Here is a 16,930-nt window from a genome sequence, read left to right on the forward strand (position 1 = left end):
CGATACCCATCAATACTGCGTGTGACGCTGATGGGTTTCGCTGCGCTCTACCCATCCTACGGGCCCTACACCAGCTCGGCTGGTGCCAGCTTGCAGACGGCGGCATCGACCTCAATCTGCAACGTGGAATGATGGATGTTGAAACGGTGCGACAGCTCCTCGCACACTTGATGCAGGAAGGCATCGTCGCTGCCACCGGGGCGCACTAAATGCGCCGTCAACGCGGTTTCGTTGGTACTCATGGCCCAGACGTGGAGATCGTGTACCTCAACGACGCCTTCCAGCGCGTCGAGATAATCCCTCACCTCGGCAAGATCGATGCCGCGCGGCACACCATCGAGTGCGAGATTCACGCTGTCGCGCGCCAGACCCCATCCGCTCCAGAACACCACGGCCGCAATGAGGAGGCTGATCGCGGGATCGAGCCATAGCCATCCCGTCAGCATGATGATTCCGGCGGCAACAACCACGCCAAGCGAGACGCCGGCATCGGCTGCCATGTGCAGATAGGCACCGCGAATGTTGAGGTCACCATGGCGGCCGCGCATGAACAACAGCGCGGTGCCGCCATTGATGGCGACGCCGATCGCGGCGACCAGGATGACCGTCATGCCCGCGACCGGCGCCGGAGCATAAAAGCGATTAACCGCCTCGACGACGATGCCGCCGACCGCGACCAGCAATAGCCCGGCATTGAACAGCGCCGCCAGGATCGAGGCGCGCCGATATCCGTAAGTATGCCGCTGCGTCGGCTGCTTCTGCGATAGCCACGCGGCGCCCCAGGCCAGCAGCAGCGCGAACACGTCGGAGAGATTGTGCACGGCATCCGAAATCAGCGCCAGCGAATTGGCGGCATATCCGAAGACCAGTTCGGCGATGACGAACGCGGTGTTGAGCGAGGCGCCGATGGCGAACGCCCAGCCAAAACTATCCGGGGCATGGCTGTGGCCGGCGTGACCATGAGAATGATCATGCGCGTGGGAGTAGTTGTGGTGAGCGTGATCGTGCGCCATTCCGCCTCGTCCGATTCCACGGCAACTTATATAGCGCGCGAAATTGGGAATACTATTACAGGCGGGAATCGTAGAGTGGGCCCAGCGACTTGTCCGCCGTAGCTCGAAGAGCGAAGGCGGAAATGTGCCCACATTCGCGAAGAACATGCCGACAGATGGTGGGCACGGCGCTCGCGCGCCTTTGCCCACGCCACATTCTACTCCACGCCGCGCAAAAACTTGTTCGACTTCGGCAGGCCGTGTGCGAGGCGGCCGGCGTCGGCGCGGTTGCCGCGCCAATCGGACAGTTCCTTGGCGCTCATGCTCTGCTCGCGGCCGGCAGAATCCTTCCAGGTCAGCCCGGCCTTGAACTCGAACACCGCGACATCGGACAGCTTGGCGCTGGAATATTTCTGTAAGCGCACGCCGCGGCCGCGCGCCATCTCCGGCACCTGGTCGAGCGGGAACAGCACCATCTTGTGGTTGGTGCCGATCGCGGCAACGGTGTCGCCTTGCACGGTCGCGATCGCGCAGGCCTCGTTCGGCATGGTGACGTTGAGCACCTGCTTGCCTTTTCGGGTATTGCTGACGCAATCCTCTTCCTTGACGACAAAGCCCTGCCCCTCGCTGCTCGCGATCAGGAACTTTCGCTCGCCCTTGTTGACGAACAGCGAGACGATCGCGGCGTCCTGCTCGAGATCGATGAACATGCGGATAGGTTCGCCATGGCCGCGTCCGCCAGGCAGTTTTGCGACATCGAGCGAATAGAATTTGCCGTTGGTCGCGAACAGCAGCAGTTTTGAGGTGGTCTCGGCAAAGAAGGCGTGGTCGAGCTTGTCGTCGGTCTTGAAGGCGAGCCCCGAGATATCCTCGACATGGCCCTTCAGCGTGCGGACCCAGCCCTTTTCCGAGATCACGACCGTCACCGGCTCGCGCTCGACAAAGGCCTCTTCGATCGCGGCAAGATCATGCTCGGGCGCGTCGGCGAATTGGGTGCGGCGCTTACCGAGCGGCGTCTTTGGCCCGAAGATATCGCGCACTTTCCTGACCTGCTCGCCGACCTTGGACCACTGCTCAGCTTCGGAACCGAGCAGCGATTTGATGCCCTTCAATTCGTTGCGAAGGTTCTTGTCCTCGGTGCGGATTTCGAATTCCTCGAGCTTGCGCAAGGAGCGCAGCCGCATGTTGAGAATGGCGTCGGCCTGGACTTCCGTCAGCTTGAATGCCTTGATCAGCGCCGGCTTCGGCTCGTCCTCGGTGCGGATGATCTTGATCACCTTGTCGATGTTCAGATAGGCGATCAGGTAACCGCCGAGTATTTCAAGCCGGTTCTCGATCTGGGTCTTGCGGTAGTTGGAGCGGCGCACCAGCACGTCGCGCAGATGGTCGAGCCATTCGCGCAGGCATTCGGCAAGCCCCACCACCTTGGGGATCTTGCCCTTGATCAGCACGTTGAGGTTCAGCGAAATCTTGCTCTCGAGCTCAGTGAGTCGGAACAGCGATTCCATCATCAGCGCGGGATCGACCGCGCGGGATTTCGGCTCGATCACGAGGCGAACGTCCTCGGCCGACTCATCCCTGACGTCGCCGACCAGCGGCAGCTTCTTCTCGTTGAGCAGTTCGGCGATCTTCTCGACCAGGCGGGATTTCTGCACCAGCCACGGGATCTCGGTGATGACCACGACCCAGGTGCCGCGCGCACCCTCTTCCTGGGTCCACTTGGCGCGGGTGCGGAATGAGCCGCGGCCGGTCGTATAGGCCTCCGCGATGCTTTCCTTGGAATCGATTACGATGCCGCCGGTCGGGAAATCCGGACCCTTGACCCATTTCAGCAGCGACTTCGACTTCGCCTCGGGCTTGTCGATCAGATGCAGCGCGGCGTCGCAGAGTTCGGCGACGTTGTGCGGCGGGATCGAGGTGGCCATGCCGACCGCGATGCCCTGCGCGCCGTTGGCGAGCAGGTTCGGGAAGCCACCGGGCAGAACGACCGGTTCCTTGCTCTGGCCGTCGTAATTGGCGCGGAACTCGACGCCGTCCTCGTCGATGCCGTCGAGCAGGAGCCGCGCGACCTCGGTCATGCGCGCTTCGGTGTAGCGGTAGGCGGCCGGGTTATCGCCGTCGATATTGCCGAAGTTGCCCTGACCGTCGACCAGCGGGTAGCGCGAGGCGAAATCCTGGGCGAGACGCACCATGGCGTCGTAGATCGCCTGGTCGCCATGCGGATGGAACGAGCCCATCACGTCGCCGACGATTTTTGCCGATTTCTTGAACGGCGTACCGGGGTCGAGCCTGAGCAGGCGCATGCCATAGAGGATGCGCCGGTGCACCGGCTTCAGCCCGTCGCGGGCGTCCGGAAGTGCGCGGTGCATGATGGTCGAGAGCGCATAGGCGAGATAGCGCTCTTCCAGCGCATCGCGCAGCATCACCTCGTGGATTTCGGCCGGTTCTTCCGGCGGTAACTGTCGTTTTCCCATGGGGAGGCGTTAAACTTTTGCGGTGAATCGGGCAAGACGCGAAACGGGCCATCCGTCGCTCCTGCGCACGCAGGGGCCCATAACCACAGGTGTTTGTTGGAAAAATGACTCAAGGCCGCGGCGCCATCGATGGGCCGCGGCGTCTGGGTCCCTGCTTTCGCACTGCTTTGGCAGGGACGATGGCGGGAGGAACTGTCAGGCCGACGAACTGATTCGCGCCCGTTGCCTGGTCACTGCGTTGATAAAGCCGCCCCTTGCATCCGAATGCCCCTGCCCGCGCGGCTCCAGCACGTGGCGGAGCAGAAACAGCCCGGTCAGCCGGAAACCGTCCTGCAGGTCCTGGTCCGACCAACTGTTCGCCCCGCCTTCGCCTTCGCGCAGGAAGGCCGGCAACCGCAGCAGGCGATCCCGATAGGGCTCGCCGGCCTCCCGCGAGACGGCGCCGCCGGATTTCGGCGAGACGTAGATCAGGTCGGAGCTTGCACCGGTGGCGGCGCAGTTTTCCAGATCGAGGCCGAAGCCGAGCTCGGCAAGCATTGCGAGCTCGAACCGGATCAGGTGCGCCGCCGCGCCCCCGGCGTCGTCGAAGTCGTTCAGGGTGCGGTCGAGCATTTCGTAGATGTCCTCATGCGGGTCACGTTCCGGCAGCAGCCGCGCCAGCGCGGCCAAATGGGTAACGCCATAGACCGCGTGCGAGGACGCCAGCAGCGTTGCTGCGCGCAGCCGCGTGCCCTCGATGGCGTAGGTACCGAGATGCTCGTCGAGCCGCGCCCGCCACACGGCGGTGACACTGTTGCCGGGCTGCAGCAGTGGCCGCATCCGCGACGAGGCACCGCCGCGCACCAGGCCGAGATGCCGGCCATGCCCGCGCGTCAGCAGTTCGACGATGGCGGAGGATTCGCCATGCCGCCGCACGCCCAGCACGATGCCTTCGTCGGTCCATTCCATGGGCGGAGTTTAGCTGATTTTATGGGCCGACGCAGCGGTTGCTGCCTGCCGTCATCGAAAAGGACCAGACCCGGAATCTCGAGATTCTCAGGTGCGCATTGCGCACCAGTTCGATGCTTCGCATTGCCCCGGAATGACGATCCAAAAATCACGCGTTGAACCAGCCGACCGCGTCTCCGGTGAACGAGCAATAGAGCCCGGCCGCCGTCAGCGCGCAGGAGATCACCTCGATGCCGCTGTCGAACGCCAGACCCTTCTCGCCGATCATCTGCACCAGCGAAATCACCGACAGCACCAGGGCTGCCGCCAGCACCCAGCGCGGCCAGTTCTTGCGGTGTTCGGCGGCAAGCCGGACGAAATAGACCAACAGCAGGATCAAGCCGGCGGCCATCAGCGTTCCGGTGTTGATCATCTGCTCCGTCATCTTCGCCGTCGGCGTGCGGTCCTGGAACGCCACCGACACTGCATCCAGCGTCAGCGACAGATACAGCAAAACCTCAAACCACAGCACGTTTCTCGGTAGGGTCATCGGGCTTGTTCTTGGTAATTGGCGGATCATGTTCTAGCCCCGTCATTGCCTGCGACAAACGCAAAGCGTTTGCGCAAGGGAGCAAAGCGACGAAGCAATCCATCTTTCTTTGTGCGGTTGGATGGATTGCTTCCGTCTTCGCTCGTCGAGCTACGGCGGACAAGTCGCTTCGCTCGCAATGACAATCCCTCGATCATTCCTTGGGGAATTCCAGCCCCATTTCCCTGTAGCGGTCGGGATCGTCGCCCCAGTTCTCGCGCACTTTGACGAACAGGAACAGGTGCACTGGCACGCCCAGAATCTCTGCGATCTCCTTGCGCGACTCCGCGCCGATCGATTTGATGGTGGCGCCACCCTTGCCGAGCACGATCTTGCGCTGGCTTTCGCGCTCGACAAAGATCGTCTGTTCGATCCGGACCGATTTGTCCTTGCGCTCGGTCCAGGTGTCGGTCTCAACGGTCGATTGATACGGCAGTTCCTGGTGGAGTTGGCGGTAGATCTTTTCCCGAGTGATTTCCGCCGCCAGATGCCGCAGCGGCGCGTCCGACATCTGGTCCTCGGGATAGTGAAACGGACCCGGCGGCACGCTCTTCGCGAGCGTCTTGCGCAGGTCGGCGACACCGTCGCCCGATAGCGCCGAGATCATGAAGGTGTGCTCGAACTTCATCCGCTCATTGGCGGCCTGCGCCAGCGCCAGCAGTTTTTCGCGCGGGATCAGGTCGATCTTGTTCAGCACCAGGATTTTCGGGTGCGCAACCGTTGCGAGCTTATTCAAGATCGCGTCAGCCTCCTCGTCGATGCCGGCCTTGGCGTCGAGCAGTACGCAGACGAGATCGGCATCATGGGCCCCGCTCCAGGCGGTAGAGACCATGGCACGGTCCAGCCGGCGCTTCGGCAGGAAGATGCCGGGCGTGTCGACCAGAATCATCTGCGCATTGTCCTCGATCACGATGCCACGGATCAGGGCCCGGGTCGTCTGCACCTTGCGCGAGACGATGGTGACCTTGGAGCCGACCAGCGCGTTGACGAGGGTCGACTTGCCGACATTCGGGGCGCCGATCAGCGCAACGAAACCGCAGCGGGTCTCGCCAGACGCGCCGGGTGCAGGTTCAACTGTCATTGCTGCCGCCGCCGACGCCTTCGCGTTCGATCATCACGGAGGCGGCCACCTTCTCGGCCGCGCGCTTGGAGCCGCCGACGCCTTCGGCGGGCGCCAGTCCCGGCAAGTCGACGGCGACGCGAAACTGCGGGTCGTGATGCGGCCCGGTGCGCTCGATCTCGCGATAGACCGGCGTCGGCAATCCCTTGCTCTGGGCCCATTCCTGCAGCACCGTCTTGGGGTCGCGCAGTGGCCGGCGGGGTTTGCGCATCCGCTCCAGCCAGTTGCGCTCGACGAATTGCGAAGCCGCCGCATAGCCGCCGTCGAGATAGATCGCCCCGATCACCGCCTCGCAGATGTCGCCGAGCACGGATTTGCGCAGGCGCGCGCCCGCCCCTGCGCCCACCGCGCCGAGCTTGATATCGTCGAGCAACCCCAGCGATTTGGCGACATCGGCACAGCTTTCCTTGCGCACGAGATCGGCGAGACGTTTGGACAATTCGCCTTCGTCCGCCCTCGGATAGGCGCGATACAGCATGTCGGAGATAATCAGCCCGAGCACGTGGTCGCCAAGGAATTCCAGCCGCTGATAACTGTCGGCGCGATGCCGGGTCGCGGGCTTCAAGGCCGAGACATGGGTAAAGGCGGTCGTCAGCAGCGCCGGATCGGAAAATTTGTAGCCGATGCGTCCCTCGATCGCGGCAGCCGCAGCCTTCGCGCCGGCCTTGCCGCGCTTCTTCTTCGGCGCAGCTCCGCTCGGCGCATCCGCCTGCTGGCCCGGCTCGCCGGAGGCCGATGTGTCAGAAATGGTCGCTGTTTCGTCGTTCATCGCACGATTGTGAATAGGCGATTCCAGCGCACCGCGGTCGGCCAGCGCCAGAACATCCAGGCGTGTTCGCCCTCGGCAATTGAGAAGAAGATCATCTGCGCCCGGCCGACGATGTTTTCGAACGGCACATAGCCCACCGCGGACAGCACGCGGCTATCGGTCGAGTTGTCGCGGTTGTCGCCCATCATGAAGAAGTGGCCGGGGGGCACGGTATAGACGTTGGTGTTGTCGTAGAAACCGTTGTCGACGCAATCGAGCGATTCATAGCTGACGCCGTTCGGCAACGTTTCCTTCCAGCGCTTGACGCGCGCGGTGGCGTCGGAGCCGCAGGGGTCCTCGCCGATGAAGTCGGAAAGCCGCTCGCGCTTGACCGGCTTGTCGTTGATGTAAAGCAGGCCTTCCCGCATCTGGATGCGGTCGCCCGGCAGGCCGATCACGCGCTTGATGTAATCGGTTGAGTCGTCCTTCGGCAGGCGGAACACCACGATATCGCCGCGGTTCGGCTCCGAGCCAAAGATGCGGCCCGAGAAAAGTGGCGGCGACAATGGAATGGAGTAGTGGCTATAGCCGTAGGAATATTTCGAGACGAACAGGTAATCGCCGACCAGCAGCGTCGCCTTCATCGATCCCGAGGGGATATTGAATGGCTGGAACAGGAAGGTGCGGATCACGAGCGCGATCAGGAGAGCATGAATGACCACGCGGATGGTTTCACCCAAGCCGCTTTCAGATTTTGTGCCGGATGTCACGCTCATCGCTTTCCCAATTCCCGCGAGCCCAGCTCGCACGGTGGCAGAACGTTTTCCGCACGCGAATCGCCTGATACGTTCGCGTCAGGAAAATGGTCTAGATAACTGATGTTGAGGGCCAATTCCGGCGCTAACCGGAATCGACCCTGGCTCGAACAGGTCGTTCGCGGCGTTTTTAGACGGTTGTTCGTGGGCGCGCAATCAAGCGCCTCGTCAAAACTTCATAATACATTGATATGTCAATGATTTTTAGTTTTGTCCCATTTCCCCGGCGCAAACGCCTGCGCGGTTCATGATTTGCCGGGTGGGACCGCCGAAATTATGACGAAGGCCTGTGCCAGCGGCCAGTCGTCGGTGATCGACAGATCGATTTGCGCCTCGAACCCCGCCGGCGTCAGCGCTTCCAGCCGGGCCAGCGCGCCGCCGGTGAGTTTCATGGTCGGCCGCCCCCCCGGCATGTTCACCACCCCCATATCCCGCCACCAGACGCCGCGCCGGATGCCGGTGCCGAGCGCCTTGGAACAGGCCTCCTTGGCGGCGAATCGCTTGGCATAGGTCGCCACCACCATCTTTTCGCTGTTGGCGCGGCGCGCCGCCTTGGCCCGCTCGATGTCGGTGAAGATTCGGTCGAGGAAGCGGTCGCCGTGGCGCTCGATCACCTTGGCAACCCTTGTGATGTCGACCAGGTCGGAGCCGATGCCGATGATCATGGCCGGCCCGCGATTTTCTGGCGGCCGCGGTCCATCGCGGAGCGCATCTGCCGCACGGTCTCGCCAAGGCCGACGAACAGTGCCTCCCCCATCATGAAATAGCCGATGTTGAGTTCGGCGACCTCGGGCAGCGCCGAAATCGTCTCCGCCGTCTGGTAGTCGAGGCCGTGGCCGGCATGGACCTCCAGCCCCGCGGCGCGCGCCAATGCGGCACCCGCAACGATTCGCTGCCATTCCGCCTCGGCCTTATCAGCGTGGCCGTCGACCACGGCGTCGCACCAGCCGCCGGTGTGGATCTCGATCACGGGCGCGTGGAGCTTTGCCGCCATCTCGATCTGATGAGGGTCAGCGGCGATGAACAGCGACACCCGGATGCCGGCATCATTGAGCGTTGCAATGAAAGGCGCCAGCGCATTGTGCTGGCCGACCACGTCGAGCCCGCCTTCGGTGGTGAGTTCTTCGCGGCGCTCCGGCACCAGGCACACGGCGTGGGGTTTTGTCGCCAGCGAGATCCGCAGCATGTCCTCGGTCGCGGCCATCTCGAAATTCAGAGGCTTCGATATTTCGGCCTTCAGACGAGCCATGTCGGTGTCGCGGATGTGGCGGCGGTCCTCGCGCAGATGCGCGGTGATGCCGTCGGCGCCAGCTTCGATCGCCAAGAGTGCGGCACGCACCGGATCCGGCCGCTCGCCGCCCCGCGCGTTGCGCAAGGTGGCGACGTGATCGACATTGACGCCGAGGCGGATTGGAAGAGCGGACATTTCGGACTCGCAGATATTCAGAACATGTTGCGGACTATAATGCGAGTTCCTCATCCTGAGGAGCGCGAAGCGCGTCTCGAAGGATGCAGGCCCGGCTGTGGCCTCATGGTTCTCCCGGCGACGCGAAGCGTCGTCCGGAGACGGCGCAAGAGCGCCTCCTCACCATGAGGACTGGCTGGCCTTAAACGCCTACCCATTCACCCGCTCGACCTTGGCGACGACGGCCTTGGCACGCAATTGGGCGATAATTGCACTGAGATGCTTGAGGTCATAGACCTCAAGATCGATGGTCAGCTCGGTGAAATCCGGCGAGCGGCGCGACATGCTGATATTATCGATATTGCCGTCGTGCTCGGCGATCACGGTGGCAACCTGGGCGAGGCTGCCGGGCTCGTTGACGTTGTGAACCAGGATCCGCGCCGGGAAGCGCTGCGGCATGGTCTCGTCGATATCCCAGCGCACGTCGAGCCAGCGCTCCGGCTCCTCCTCGAAATCCTTTAGCGCCGGCGACTGGATCGGGTAGATCGTGATCCCCTCGCCCGGCGTGACGATGCCGACGATACGGTCGCCCGGAACCGCGCCGCCGTTCGGGGCAAACTTCACCGGCAAATCCGAATTGATGCCGCGCACCGGGATCACGGACGTGCTGCGCGCCGGATGTGGCGGCGATTTCAGCTTCAATTTCACTGCAAGGCTCTTCTTGGCCCCGTACTTCACCAACCGCTCTTCCTTGTAGTCCGGATACATGGCGCGGGCGACGTCGGAGGCCTTCAGTTCGCCACGTCCGACGGAGGCCATCACGTCCTCAATCGAGGCGCGCGCCAGGCGCGGTAATGCACCCTTCAGCTTGTCGTCGGCATATTCGATCTTGGCGCGGGCAAACAGGCGGTCGACGATGCGGCGACCGAGGCCCGCATATTGATCGCGCACCGCGGTGCGGGTCGCACGCCGGATCGCCGCCCGCGCCTTGCCGGTAATCGCAAGCGATTCCCAGGCCGAGGGCGGTGCCGACTGGGCCTTCGAGGTCAGCACCTCGACCTCGTCGCCGTTCTGCAGCTCCGATGACAGTGGCGCGAACTTGCCGTTGATCTTGCAGCCGACCGCCGAGTTGCCGACATCGGTATGCACGGCATAGGCGAAATCGATCACATTGGCCTGGCGCGGCAGCGCAATCAATTTTCCCTTCGGGGTAAAGCAGAACACCTGGTCGTGGAACAATTCGAGCTTGGTGTGCTCCAGAAACTCTTCTGGATTGGCGCTTTCGGAGAGGATGCCGACGGTGTGACGCAGCCAGGCAAAGGCGTTGGATTCGTGCTTCAGCCGCTCGGTCGGTGAACCCATGCCCTCCTTGTAGAAGGCATGTGCCGCGATACCGAATTCGGCGATCTGGTTCATTTCCTCGGTCCGGATCTGCAATTCGACGCGCTGGTTGCCGGGGCCGATCACGGTGGTGTGGAGCGAACGGTAGTCGTTCTGTTTCGGCGTCGAGATGTAGTCCTTGAAACGTCCCGGCACCACCGGCCAGGTGGTGTGCACCACGCCGAGCGCGCGGTAGCAGGATTCGACATCCTGCATCACGACGCGGAAACCGAAGATGTCGGACAATTGCTCGAAGCCGACCGACTTACGCTCCATCTTGGTCCAGATCGAAAACGGCTGCTTGCGGCGGCCATAGACGCGCGCGGTGATGCCGTTCTTCTGCAGGTTCTTGGAGAGCTGGCTTTCGATCTCGCCGATCAGGTTGCGGTTGCGCTCGGCCAGCGCGTCCAGCCGCTGCATTACCACCGCATAGGCTTCCGGATCGAGCGTATGGAACGAGAGATCCTCGAGCTCCTCGCGCATCTCCTGCATGCCCATGCGCCCGGCGAGCGGCGCATAGATGTCCAGCGTCTCCTCGGCGATGCGGCGACGCGAGGCATGCGGCACGAATTCCAGCGTGCGCATGTTGTGCAGGCGATCGGCGAGCTTGATCAGGAGCACGCGGACATCGTCGGCGATTGCGAGCAAGAGCTTGCGCAGATTCTCGGCCTGCTTGGCTTCGCGCGAGACCAGCTCCAGCCGCTTCAGCTTGGTGAGCCCTTCCACCAGCGCGCCGATCTCGTGGCCGAAGATATTGTCGATCTCGGCGCGCGTCGCCTCGGTATCCTCGATAGTGTCATGCAGTAGTGCCGCGACGATGGTGGCATCGTCGAGCTTGAGATTGGTCAGGATCGCCGCGACCTCGAGCGGATGCGAGAAATAGGGATCGCCGGACGCGCGCGTCTGGGTGCCGTGCGCCTTCATGGCGTAGACATAGGCGCGGTTGAGCAGGTCTTCGTTGGTATCCGGATTGTACGAGCGGACGCGTTCGACCAGATCGTATTGCCGCATCATGCGCGAGCGCGGCGATTTCGGCTTCTCCGCCACGGACGACGCCGGCGCAACCGCGATCTGGCCGGTCGCGGCCTGCATTTGCCGGGAGCTGCGGCGCCAATACGCCATCACATCACTACCTTCTTCCACCAGACCCGGACGGGTCCCGCCGTTTACATATCTAATGCGTTTTCGAACGGCGATGCACGCCGCGCGGGCCGCGATACGGTTCAATTTCGCTTGGCCGGCAGCCATCCAACGCCCAACCCGACGGCTTCTCGGCCCGGCGAGTCAGCCGTTTTCGGCCGCGCCGGCCAAGGACGCATTGTAACCGCAAAAATGTCAACAAAAGCAAAGGCCCGGACGGAGGGTCCGGGCCTTTGGCAGATCGGGGAGTTCGGGACGGGCCGGAAGGTTCCGGATTATTCGTCCTCTTCGGGCTGCTCTTCCGGCGGCGCCAGGCCTTCGAGGCCCTTCAGGAGCTCTTCCTCGGTCATGCGCTCGACCGCAACTTCGGTGTCGTCAGCGTCCACGCTTGCGCCGGCCGAACCGATCAAAGGCACGGTATCGGGCTCTGGCTCGTCGACCTCGACGAATTTCTGCAGGGAATGAACCAGTTCCTCGCGGAGGTCTTCCGGGGAAATCGTGGAATCGGCGATTTCCCGCAGCGAAACGACCGGGTTCTTGTCGTTATCACGATCAACCGTTAGTTGCGAACCGGAGGAAATCATACGGGCGCGATGCGCCGCCAGCAGGACCAGGTCGAACCGGTTGTCGACCTTGTCAATGCAATCTTCCACGGTGACGCGCGCCATAGACTGTCGCTCCGTTAAATGGGGCCAAATATGTCGGTTATCAGCGCTAGTTATAGTGGTAGGGGACGTTTCGCAAGACCAAATTTGTGATTTGCCTTCCCAATGGGCTCTGATACGCCAAACCCCGGGGCGGACGGGCCGGAGCATCCAGACGCGGCAGGGTTGCTGCGCAGGACAAGTAAATCTCTTCATTGCACTGTCAAAAGTATAGGTTTTTCGCCCTCGCCTCACCATAATTGCAGTGGTGACTGTCGTGGGGCACGATTCACCGAACTTTAGGCAACAGACCTGGAAAGTGCGCGCGGTCGTTGGCCGCTGCGCTAGAAGAGCTAACAACAACGTGAGAACCATTTGATGTCACCAGCTTCCAACAAGATTGCGCTCTTCATCGATGGCGCCAACCTCTACGCAACGGCCAAGACGCTCGGCTTCGACATCGATTACAAGCGCCTTCTCAAGGAATTTCAGAGCCGAGGGACGCTGTTGCGTGCGTTCTACTACACGGCGATCATCGAGGATCAGGAGTACTCCTCGATCCGTCCGCTGATCGACTGGCTCGACTACAACGGCTACACCGTCGTCACCAAGGCAACGAAGGAATTCATCGACGCTTCCGGCCGCCGCAAGGTGAAGGGCAATATGGACATCGAGCTCGCCGTCGATGCCATGGAGCTCGCCGAGCATGTCGACCAGATCGTGCTGTTCTCGGGCGACGGCGATTTCCGCTCGCTGGTAGAAGCGGTGCAGCGTCGCGGAGTTCGCGTCACGGTCGTTTCGACCATTTCGAGCCAGCCGCCGATGATCGCCGACGAACTGCGCCGCCAGGCCGACGTCTTCACCGACCTCGTCGAGCTGCAATCAAAACTGGGCCGCGATCCCTCCGAGCGTCCTGCCCCGCGCGAGCCGCGTCATCACTCCCCGCAATTCCTGCAGCGCGCCACCACTGTGGCGCCGCGGGGCGCTGACGACGATTTCGACGATTGAGAATGAGCCAGTACACTGCTAGAGCCTCGGTTCTGATTGAAAACAGAACCGAGGCTTTTTGTTTTGGCGCGCGAATCTGACGCGAACCGGTATCGATCCCGCATCAGGTCCGTGACTGAATTTCGCTCGAAAGCGCTTTGTATAGATGGCTAGTCTCCCCGCCCCTGCGGCTGCCGAACCCGATCGCAACTGCCCGCTCTGCCCAAGGCTCGCCCAATTTCGCGCGCAGGCACGTGCCCGCGAGCCGGGTTGGCACAACTCGCCGGTCGCTTCATTCGGCGATGCCACGGCGCAACTATTGATTGTCGGGCTGGCGCCGGGCCTGCAGGGGGCCAACCGGACCGGACGGCCGTTCACCGGCGACTATGCCGGCGATCTCCTGTATGCGACCTTGCTTGAATACGGCTTTGCAAAGGGCCTTTATCAGGCGCGGCCTGATGACGGACTGAAGCTCGTCGACTGTCGGATCAGCAACGCGGTGCGCTGCGTGCCGCCGCAGAACAAGCCATTGCCGATCGAGATCACAACCTGCCGGCAATTTCTCAGCGCGACCATTGCCACGATGCCCAGACTTCGCGCGATCGTGGCGCTCGGACGGATCGCCCACGAATCGACATTGAAGGCGCTCGGCCTGCGCAATGGCGCCGCGCCCTTTGCGCACGGCGCCGTGCATGAGGCCGGCGCGATCAGGCTCTACGACAGCTATCATTGCTCACGCTACAACACCAATACGGGGGTGCTGACGCCGAAAATGTTTCGCGAGGTGTTTGCGAAGGTGCGGAAGGATTTGGGGTCATAGATCGTAGTCGGTCTTGTAGAGTGGGCAAAGGCGCGACCGCGCCTTGCCCACCATTCCTGCCGGTGGTCTAGATGGTGGGCACGCTTCGCTTTGCCCACCTTACAAAATTGCTTACCGTGGATTTTCTCTCAGCCATGCCAGTACGTCGGCGGCGTTCCGGTCCGGCGGGAACACGGGATAGAAGACGTGGCGGATGCGGCCGTCATCGATGATCAGCGCCAGCCGCTTGATTAATGTCAGTCCCGCCACCTCCATGGTCGGCAAGTTCAGGGCGCGGGTCAGCTTGAGCTTTTCATCCGACAGAACCGGAAACGGCAGATGCAGCCGTGACGCCATCTCGGTCTGGTAGACGTTGTCCTGAGTCGACAGGCCGAACACCTGCCGCGCGCCGGCCGCTTTCAACTCCGCAAACAGATCGCGAAAAGAGCAGGTTTGCGGGGTGCAACCCCGCGCGCCGGGGATCATGTCCCAGTCGTCGACCAGACTGATCTTGCCCGGTTCCCCGGTGCGAGGATAGGCGAACACGACGGTGCGGCCGGCAAGCGCTGATAGCATCACCGAACTGTCGTCGGTGGCCAGCAGCGTGACCGGCGGAATCGCCACGCCGACAAGATGCGCCGCCCCGCCGTCGTCCACCGGCGGGGGAATCTTGCTCCAGTCGACTTCCAGCAGATTGGATTGCGCCATCTCGTCTTCCTCCAGGTGGCGAATGGCGAGTAGCGAATAGAGGAATGGAATTTACTATTCGCCACTCCCTTTCGCTATTCGCCTTCTATCCTCGCGCCCGCATCAGGCGGCCTTTTTCCCGGCCCCAGTCGCGCTTCTTTTCGCTCTCGCGCTTGTCGTGCAGCTTCTTGCCCTTGGCGATCGCCAGCAACAGCTTGGCGCGGCCGCGCTCGTTGAAATAGAGCTTCAGCGGAATCAGCGTCATGCCTTCACGATCGACCGCACCCATCAGCCTGTTGATCTGCTTTCGGTGCAGCAGCAGCTTGCGCGGCCGTTTCGGCTCATGGTTGAAGCGATTGGCCTGCAGATACTCCGGAATATTGGCGTTAATCAGCCAGATCTCGCCGTTCTTGGAATCCGCGTATGATTCCGCAATGGTGGTCTTGCCATTGCGGATCGACTTCACTTCGGTGCCGGTCAGCGCAATGCCAGCCTCGATCGTGTCCTCGATTGCATAATTGAACCGGGCTTTACGATTTTCGGCGACGACCTTGATCGGGCGCTCGTTCTTGTCCGCCACGGCTAGTGCCCTCTTCCGAAGTTCGTACAGTGATTGCGGAGCCCGTTATACGAACTTCGGAAGACAAAGGGCACTAGCAAATTTATGATTGCTAGTGCCGCTTTTCGATTTGAGGTCCCACGCGGACTCGCGGCAAACACTGTGGGGACCTCAAATCGGCGGCACTAGCCCTTCTTGAGGAGATCCCGTATCTCGATCAGCAGTTCTTCCTGCTTGGTCAGCTTCGGCGCCGCCGGCGCCGCCTCTTCCTTGCGCTTCAACTGGTTCATGAGCCGGATAACGATAAACAACACAAAGGCGACGATGAGGAAGTTCAGCGTCAGCGTGAGAAAATTGCCCCAAGCCAACACCGCGCCCTGCTTTTTAGCGTCCGCCAGATTGTTGGCAGTCACCGTCTTGGACAGCGGCGTGAAATAGTTGGAGAAATCGAGACCGCCGGTGATCGCGCCGATCACTGGCATGATCACATCGCCGACCAGCGAAGTCACGATCGCGCCGAAGGCCGCACCAATGATGACGCCGACGGCGAGGTCGACGACGTTACCCTTCATCGCGAATTCGCGGAATTCCTTCAGCATGTTGGCTTCCCCTCTTCGCTCGCCGCACGAAGATCGCCGTGGGTGCTAATTGATCAGGCCGGCATGGACCATGGCGCTGCGCACGGCGACGCGCGTCGGCTCGGAAACCGGCACCATCGGCAGCCGCAGCTTCTCGTCGATCTTGCCGAGCAGCGAGAGCGCGTATTTCACCGGCGCCGGATTGCTTTCGATGAACAGGTTGTTGTGCAGCGGCATCAGCTTGTCGTGCAGCTTGAGCGCGGTGGCGTGATCGCCCTTCTGCCATGCCGCGTGGAATTCCGAGCACAGCCGCGGCGCGACGTTTGACGTGACCGAGATGCAGCCATGCCCGCCATGCGCCATGTAGCCGAGAATGGTGGCGTCCTCGCCCGACAATTGGTTGAAGTCCTCGCCCATCGCCGCGCGTTGCTGCGATACCCGCACCATGCTGGCGGTCGCATCCTTCACGCCGGCGATGTTCTTCAGGGCGAACAGGCGCGTCATGGTCTCGACCGACATATCGATCACGGAACGGCCGGGAATGTTGTAGATGATGATCGGAATGCCGATGGCATCGTTGATCGCCTTGAAGTGCTGGTACATGCCTTCCTGGGTGGGCTTGTTGTAGTACGGCGTCACCACCAGCACCGCATCTGCTCCCGCCTTTTCGGCATGCTCGGCAAGCTCGACCGCTTCCTTGGTCGAGTTGGAGCCGGCGCCCGCAATCACCGGCACCTTGCCCTTGGCCTCCCCGATACACCATTCGACCACACGCTTGTGTTCGTCATGGCTCAGCGTCGGGCTTTCACCGGTCGTGCCCACCGGGACCAGGCCGTGGGTGCCTTCGGCGATCTGCCAGCTCACCAGGGCGCGGAAAGCGGCCTCGTCGACCGAGCCGTTCTTGAATGGCGTAACCAAGGCGGTGAACGATCCCCGGAATTTTGTCTTGGCTGCCATGGATTTCCTCCAAACACTTAAGAAACGGCACGACCGAAACTGGATTTCAATTCATATCGGGTCTGGCGATCAGGCGAAAGGGCCGTGCCGTATGGCCCTAGCGCTTTGTTTTGGCACTCTTTCTTGGCG

17 protein-coding genes are annotated in these 16,930 nt (G+C 62.1%); 2 read left to right on the forward strand and 15 right to left on the reverse strand.

From position 1 onward, the window contains the following. Positions 1 to 65: 65 nt before the first annotated feature. From HCN58_RS24805 to rpoZ, 11 genes are all read right to left on the reverse strand, one after another. Positions 66 to 1,013, reverse strand: a complete 948-nt coding sequence (locus HCN58_RS24805) for a cation diffusion facilitator family transporter (protein WP_171582007.1) — start codon at positions 1,011 to 1,013, stop codon at positions 66 to 68. 197 nt (positions 1,014 to 1,210) lie between these two features. Further along, positions 1,211 to 3,466 carry a DNA topoisomerase IV subunit A gene (gene parC / locus HCN58_RS24810; protein ID WP_171582008.1) on the reverse strand — a complete coding sequence of 752 codons (2,256 nt, stop codon included), beginning with the start codon at positions 3,464 to 3,466 and terminating at the stop codon, positions 1,211 to 1,213. 195 nt (positions 3,467 to 3,661) lie between these two features. Then, a complete protein-coding gene (recO, locus tag HCN58_RS24815; protein ID WP_171582009.1) occupies positions 3,662 to 4,414 on the reverse strand; it encodes a DNA repair protein RecO in 753 nt (250 codons plus the stop codon). Between the two features lie 148 nt (positions 4,415 to 4,562). Continuing rightward, positions 4,563 to 4,943: a hypothetical protein gene (locus HCN58_RS24820; protein WP_171582010.1), complete on the reverse strand. Its 381-nt coding sequence runs from the start codon at positions 4,941 to 4,943 to the stop codon at positions 4,563 to 4,565. 193 nt (positions 4,944 to 5,136) lie between these two features. Next, positions 5,137 to 6,063, reverse strand: a complete 927-nt coding sequence (gene era / locus HCN58_RS24825; protein WP_171582011.1) for a GTPase Era — start codon at positions 6,061 to 6,063, stop codon at positions 5,137 to 5,139. Continuing rightward, positions 6,053 to 6,871, reverse strand: coding sequence for a ribonuclease III (gene rnc, locus HCN58_RS24830; RefSeq protein WP_171582012.1), 819 nt, complete (start codon positions 6,869 to 6,871; stop codon positions 6,053 to 6,055). The genes era and rnc overlap by 11 nt, the downstream gene beginning before the upstream one ends. Continuing rightward, a complete protein-coding gene (gene lepB, locus HCN58_RS24835) occupies positions 6,868 to 7,626 on the reverse strand; it encodes a signal peptidase I (protein WP_171582013.1) in 759 nt (252 codons plus the stop codon). The genes rnc and lepB overlap by 4 nt, the downstream gene beginning before the upstream one ends. 284 nt (positions 7,627 to 7,910) lie before the next feature. After that, on the reverse strand, positions 7,911 to 8,330 hold the full coding sequence (gene acpS, locus HCN58_RS24840) for a holo-ACP synthase (RefSeq protein ID WP_171582014.1): 420 nt from the start codon (positions 8,328 to 8,330) through the stop codon (positions 7,911 to 7,913). After that, on the reverse strand, positions 8,327 to 9,091 hold the full coding sequence (locus tag HCN58_RS24845; protein ID WP_171582015.1) for a pyridoxine 5'-phosphate synthase: 765 nt from the start codon (positions 9,089 to 9,091) through the stop codon (positions 8,327 to 8,329). The genes acpS and HCN58_RS24845 overlap by 4 nt, the downstream gene beginning before the upstream one ends. Before the next feature lie 189 nt (positions 9,092 to 9,280). After that, positions 9,281 to 11,572, reverse strand: a complete 2,292-nt coding sequence (locus HCN58_RS24850) for a RelA/SpoT family protein (protein ID WP_171582016.1) — start codon at positions 11,570 to 11,572, stop codon at positions 9,281 to 9,283. Positions 11,573 to 11,865: 293 nt separating this feature from the next. Next, positions 11,866 to 12,258 carry a DNA-directed RNA polymerase subunit omega gene (rpoZ, locus tag HCN58_RS24855; RefSeq protein ID WP_024512695.1) on the reverse strand — a complete coding sequence of 131 codons (393 nt, stop codon included), beginning with the start codon at positions 12,256 to 12,258 and terminating at the stop codon, positions 11,866 to 11,868. A 354-nt stretch (positions 12,259 to 12,612) separates the two neighbouring features. Between rpoZ and HCN58_RS24860 the strand changes: the two genes are divergently transcribed. After that, entirely contained in the window at positions 12,613 to 13,242 is a 630-nt protein-coding gene (locus tag HCN58_RS24860; RefSeq protein WP_065729019.1) for a LabA-like NYN domain-containing protein, read from the forward strand. Positions 13,243 to 13,387: 145 nt separating this feature from the next. After that, a complete protein-coding gene (locus HCN58_RS24865) occupies positions 13,388 to 14,041 on the forward strand; it encodes a uracil-DNA glycosylase (protein ID WP_171582017.1) in 654 nt (217 codons plus the stop codon). A 111-nt stretch (positions 14,042 to 14,152) separates the two neighbouring features. Here HCN58_RS24865 and HCN58_RS24870 read toward each other — a convergent pair whose 3' ends face one another. The 4 genes from HCN58_RS24870 to dapA form a co-directional block, all read right to left on the reverse strand. After that, positions 14,153 to 14,728: a peroxiredoxin gene (locus HCN58_RS24870; RefSeq protein WP_171582018.1), complete on the reverse strand. Its 576-nt coding sequence runs from the start codon at positions 14,726 to 14,728 to the stop codon at positions 14,153 to 14,155. An 85-nt stretch (positions 14,729 to 14,813) separates the two neighbouring features. Further along, positions 14,814 to 15,287 (reverse strand): SsrA-binding protein SmpB, encoded by a 474-nt coding sequence (smpB, locus tag HCN58_RS24875; protein WP_065729017.1) that lies wholly within the window; start codon positions 15,285 to 15,287, stop codon positions 14,814 to 14,816. A gap of 164 nt (positions 15,288 to 15,451) precedes the next feature. Next, positions 15,452 to 15,865 carry a large conductance mechanosensitive channel protein MscL gene (mscL, locus tag HCN58_RS24880; RefSeq protein WP_171582019.1) on the reverse strand — a complete coding sequence of 138 codons (414 nt, stop codon included), beginning with the start codon at positions 15,863 to 15,865 and terminating at the stop codon, positions 15,452 to 15,454. 45 nt (positions 15,866 to 15,910) lie between these two features. After that, positions 15,911 to 16,801 carry a 4-hydroxy-tetrahydrodipicolinate synthase gene (dapA, locus tag HCN58_RS24885; RefSeq protein WP_171582020.1) on the reverse strand — a complete coding sequence of 297 codons (891 nt, stop codon included), beginning with the start codon at positions 16,799 to 16,801 and terminating at the stop codon, positions 15,911 to 15,913. Positions 16,802 to 16,930 lie beyond the last annotated feature (129 nt).

It is taken from the genome of Bradyrhizobium australiense (assembly GCF_013114825.1).
Classification (GTDB): Bacteria; Pseudomonadota; Alphaproteobacteria; order Rhizobiales; family Xanthobacteraceae; genus Bradyrhizobium; species Bradyrhizobium australiense.

Bases quoted from the DNA above. Each gene is read 5' to 3' on its own strand.
- HCN58_RS24805 (WP_171582007.1), bottom strand. From the start codon at position 1,013: ATGGCGCACGATCACGCTCACCACAACTACTCCCACGCGCATGATCAT.
- parC (WP_171582008.1), bottom strand. From the start codon at position 3,466: ATGGGAAAACGACAGTTACCGCCGGAAGAACCGGCCGAAATCCACGAG.
- recO (WP_171582009.1), bottom strand. From the start codon at position 4,414: ATGGAATGGACCGACGAAGGCATCGTGCTGGGCGTGCGGCGGCATGGC.
- HCN58_RS24820 (WP_171582010.1), bottom strand. From the start codon at position 4,943: ATGACCCTACCGAGAAACGTGCTGTGGTTTGAGGTTTTGCTGTATCTG.
- era (WP_171582011.1), bottom strand. From the start codon at position 6,063: ATGACAGTTGAACCTGCACCCGGCGCGTCTGGCGAGACCCGCTGCGGT.
- rnc (WP_171582012.1), bottom strand. From the start codon at position 6,871: ATGAACGACGAAACAGCGACCATTTCTGACACATCGGCCTCCGGCGAG.
- lepB (WP_171582013.1), bottom strand. From the start codon at position 7,626: ATGAGCGTGACATCCGGCACAAAATCTGAAAGCGGCTTGGGTGAAACC.
- acpS (WP_171582014.1), bottom strand. From the start codon at position 8,330: ATGATCATCGGCATCGGCTCCGACCTGGTCGACATCACAAGGGTTGCC.
- HCN58_RS24845 (WP_171582015.1), bottom strand. From the start codon at position 9,091: ATGTCCGCTCTTCCAATCCGCCTCGGCGTCAATGTCGATCACGTCGCC.
- HCN58_RS24850 (WP_171582016.1), bottom strand. From the start codon at position 11,572: ATGGCGTATTGGCGCCGCAGCTCCCGGCAAATGCAGGCCGCGACCGGC.
- rpoZ (WP_024512695.1), bottom strand. From the start codon at position 12,258: ATGGCGCGCGTCACCGTGGAAGATTGCATTGACAAGGTCGACAACCGG.
- HCN58_RS24860 (WP_065729019.1), top strand. From the start codon at position 12,613: ATGTCACCAGCTTCCAACAAGATTGCGCTCTTCATCGATGGCGCCAAC.
- HCN58_RS24865 (WP_171582017.1), top strand. From the start codon at position 13,388: ATGGCTAGTCTCCCCGCCCCTGCGGCTGCCGAACCCGATCGCAACTGC.
- HCN58_RS24870 (WP_171582018.1), bottom strand. From the start codon at position 14,728: ATGGCGCAATCCAATCTGCTGGAAGTCGACTGGAGCAAGATTCCCCCG.
- mscL (WP_171582019.1), bottom strand. From the start codon at position 15,865: ATGCTGAAGGAATTCCGCGAATTCGCGATGAAGGGTAACGTCGTCGAC.
- dapA (WP_171582020.1), bottom strand. From the start codon at position 16,801: ATGGCAGCCAAGACAAAATTCCGGGGATCGTTCACCGCCTTGGTTACG.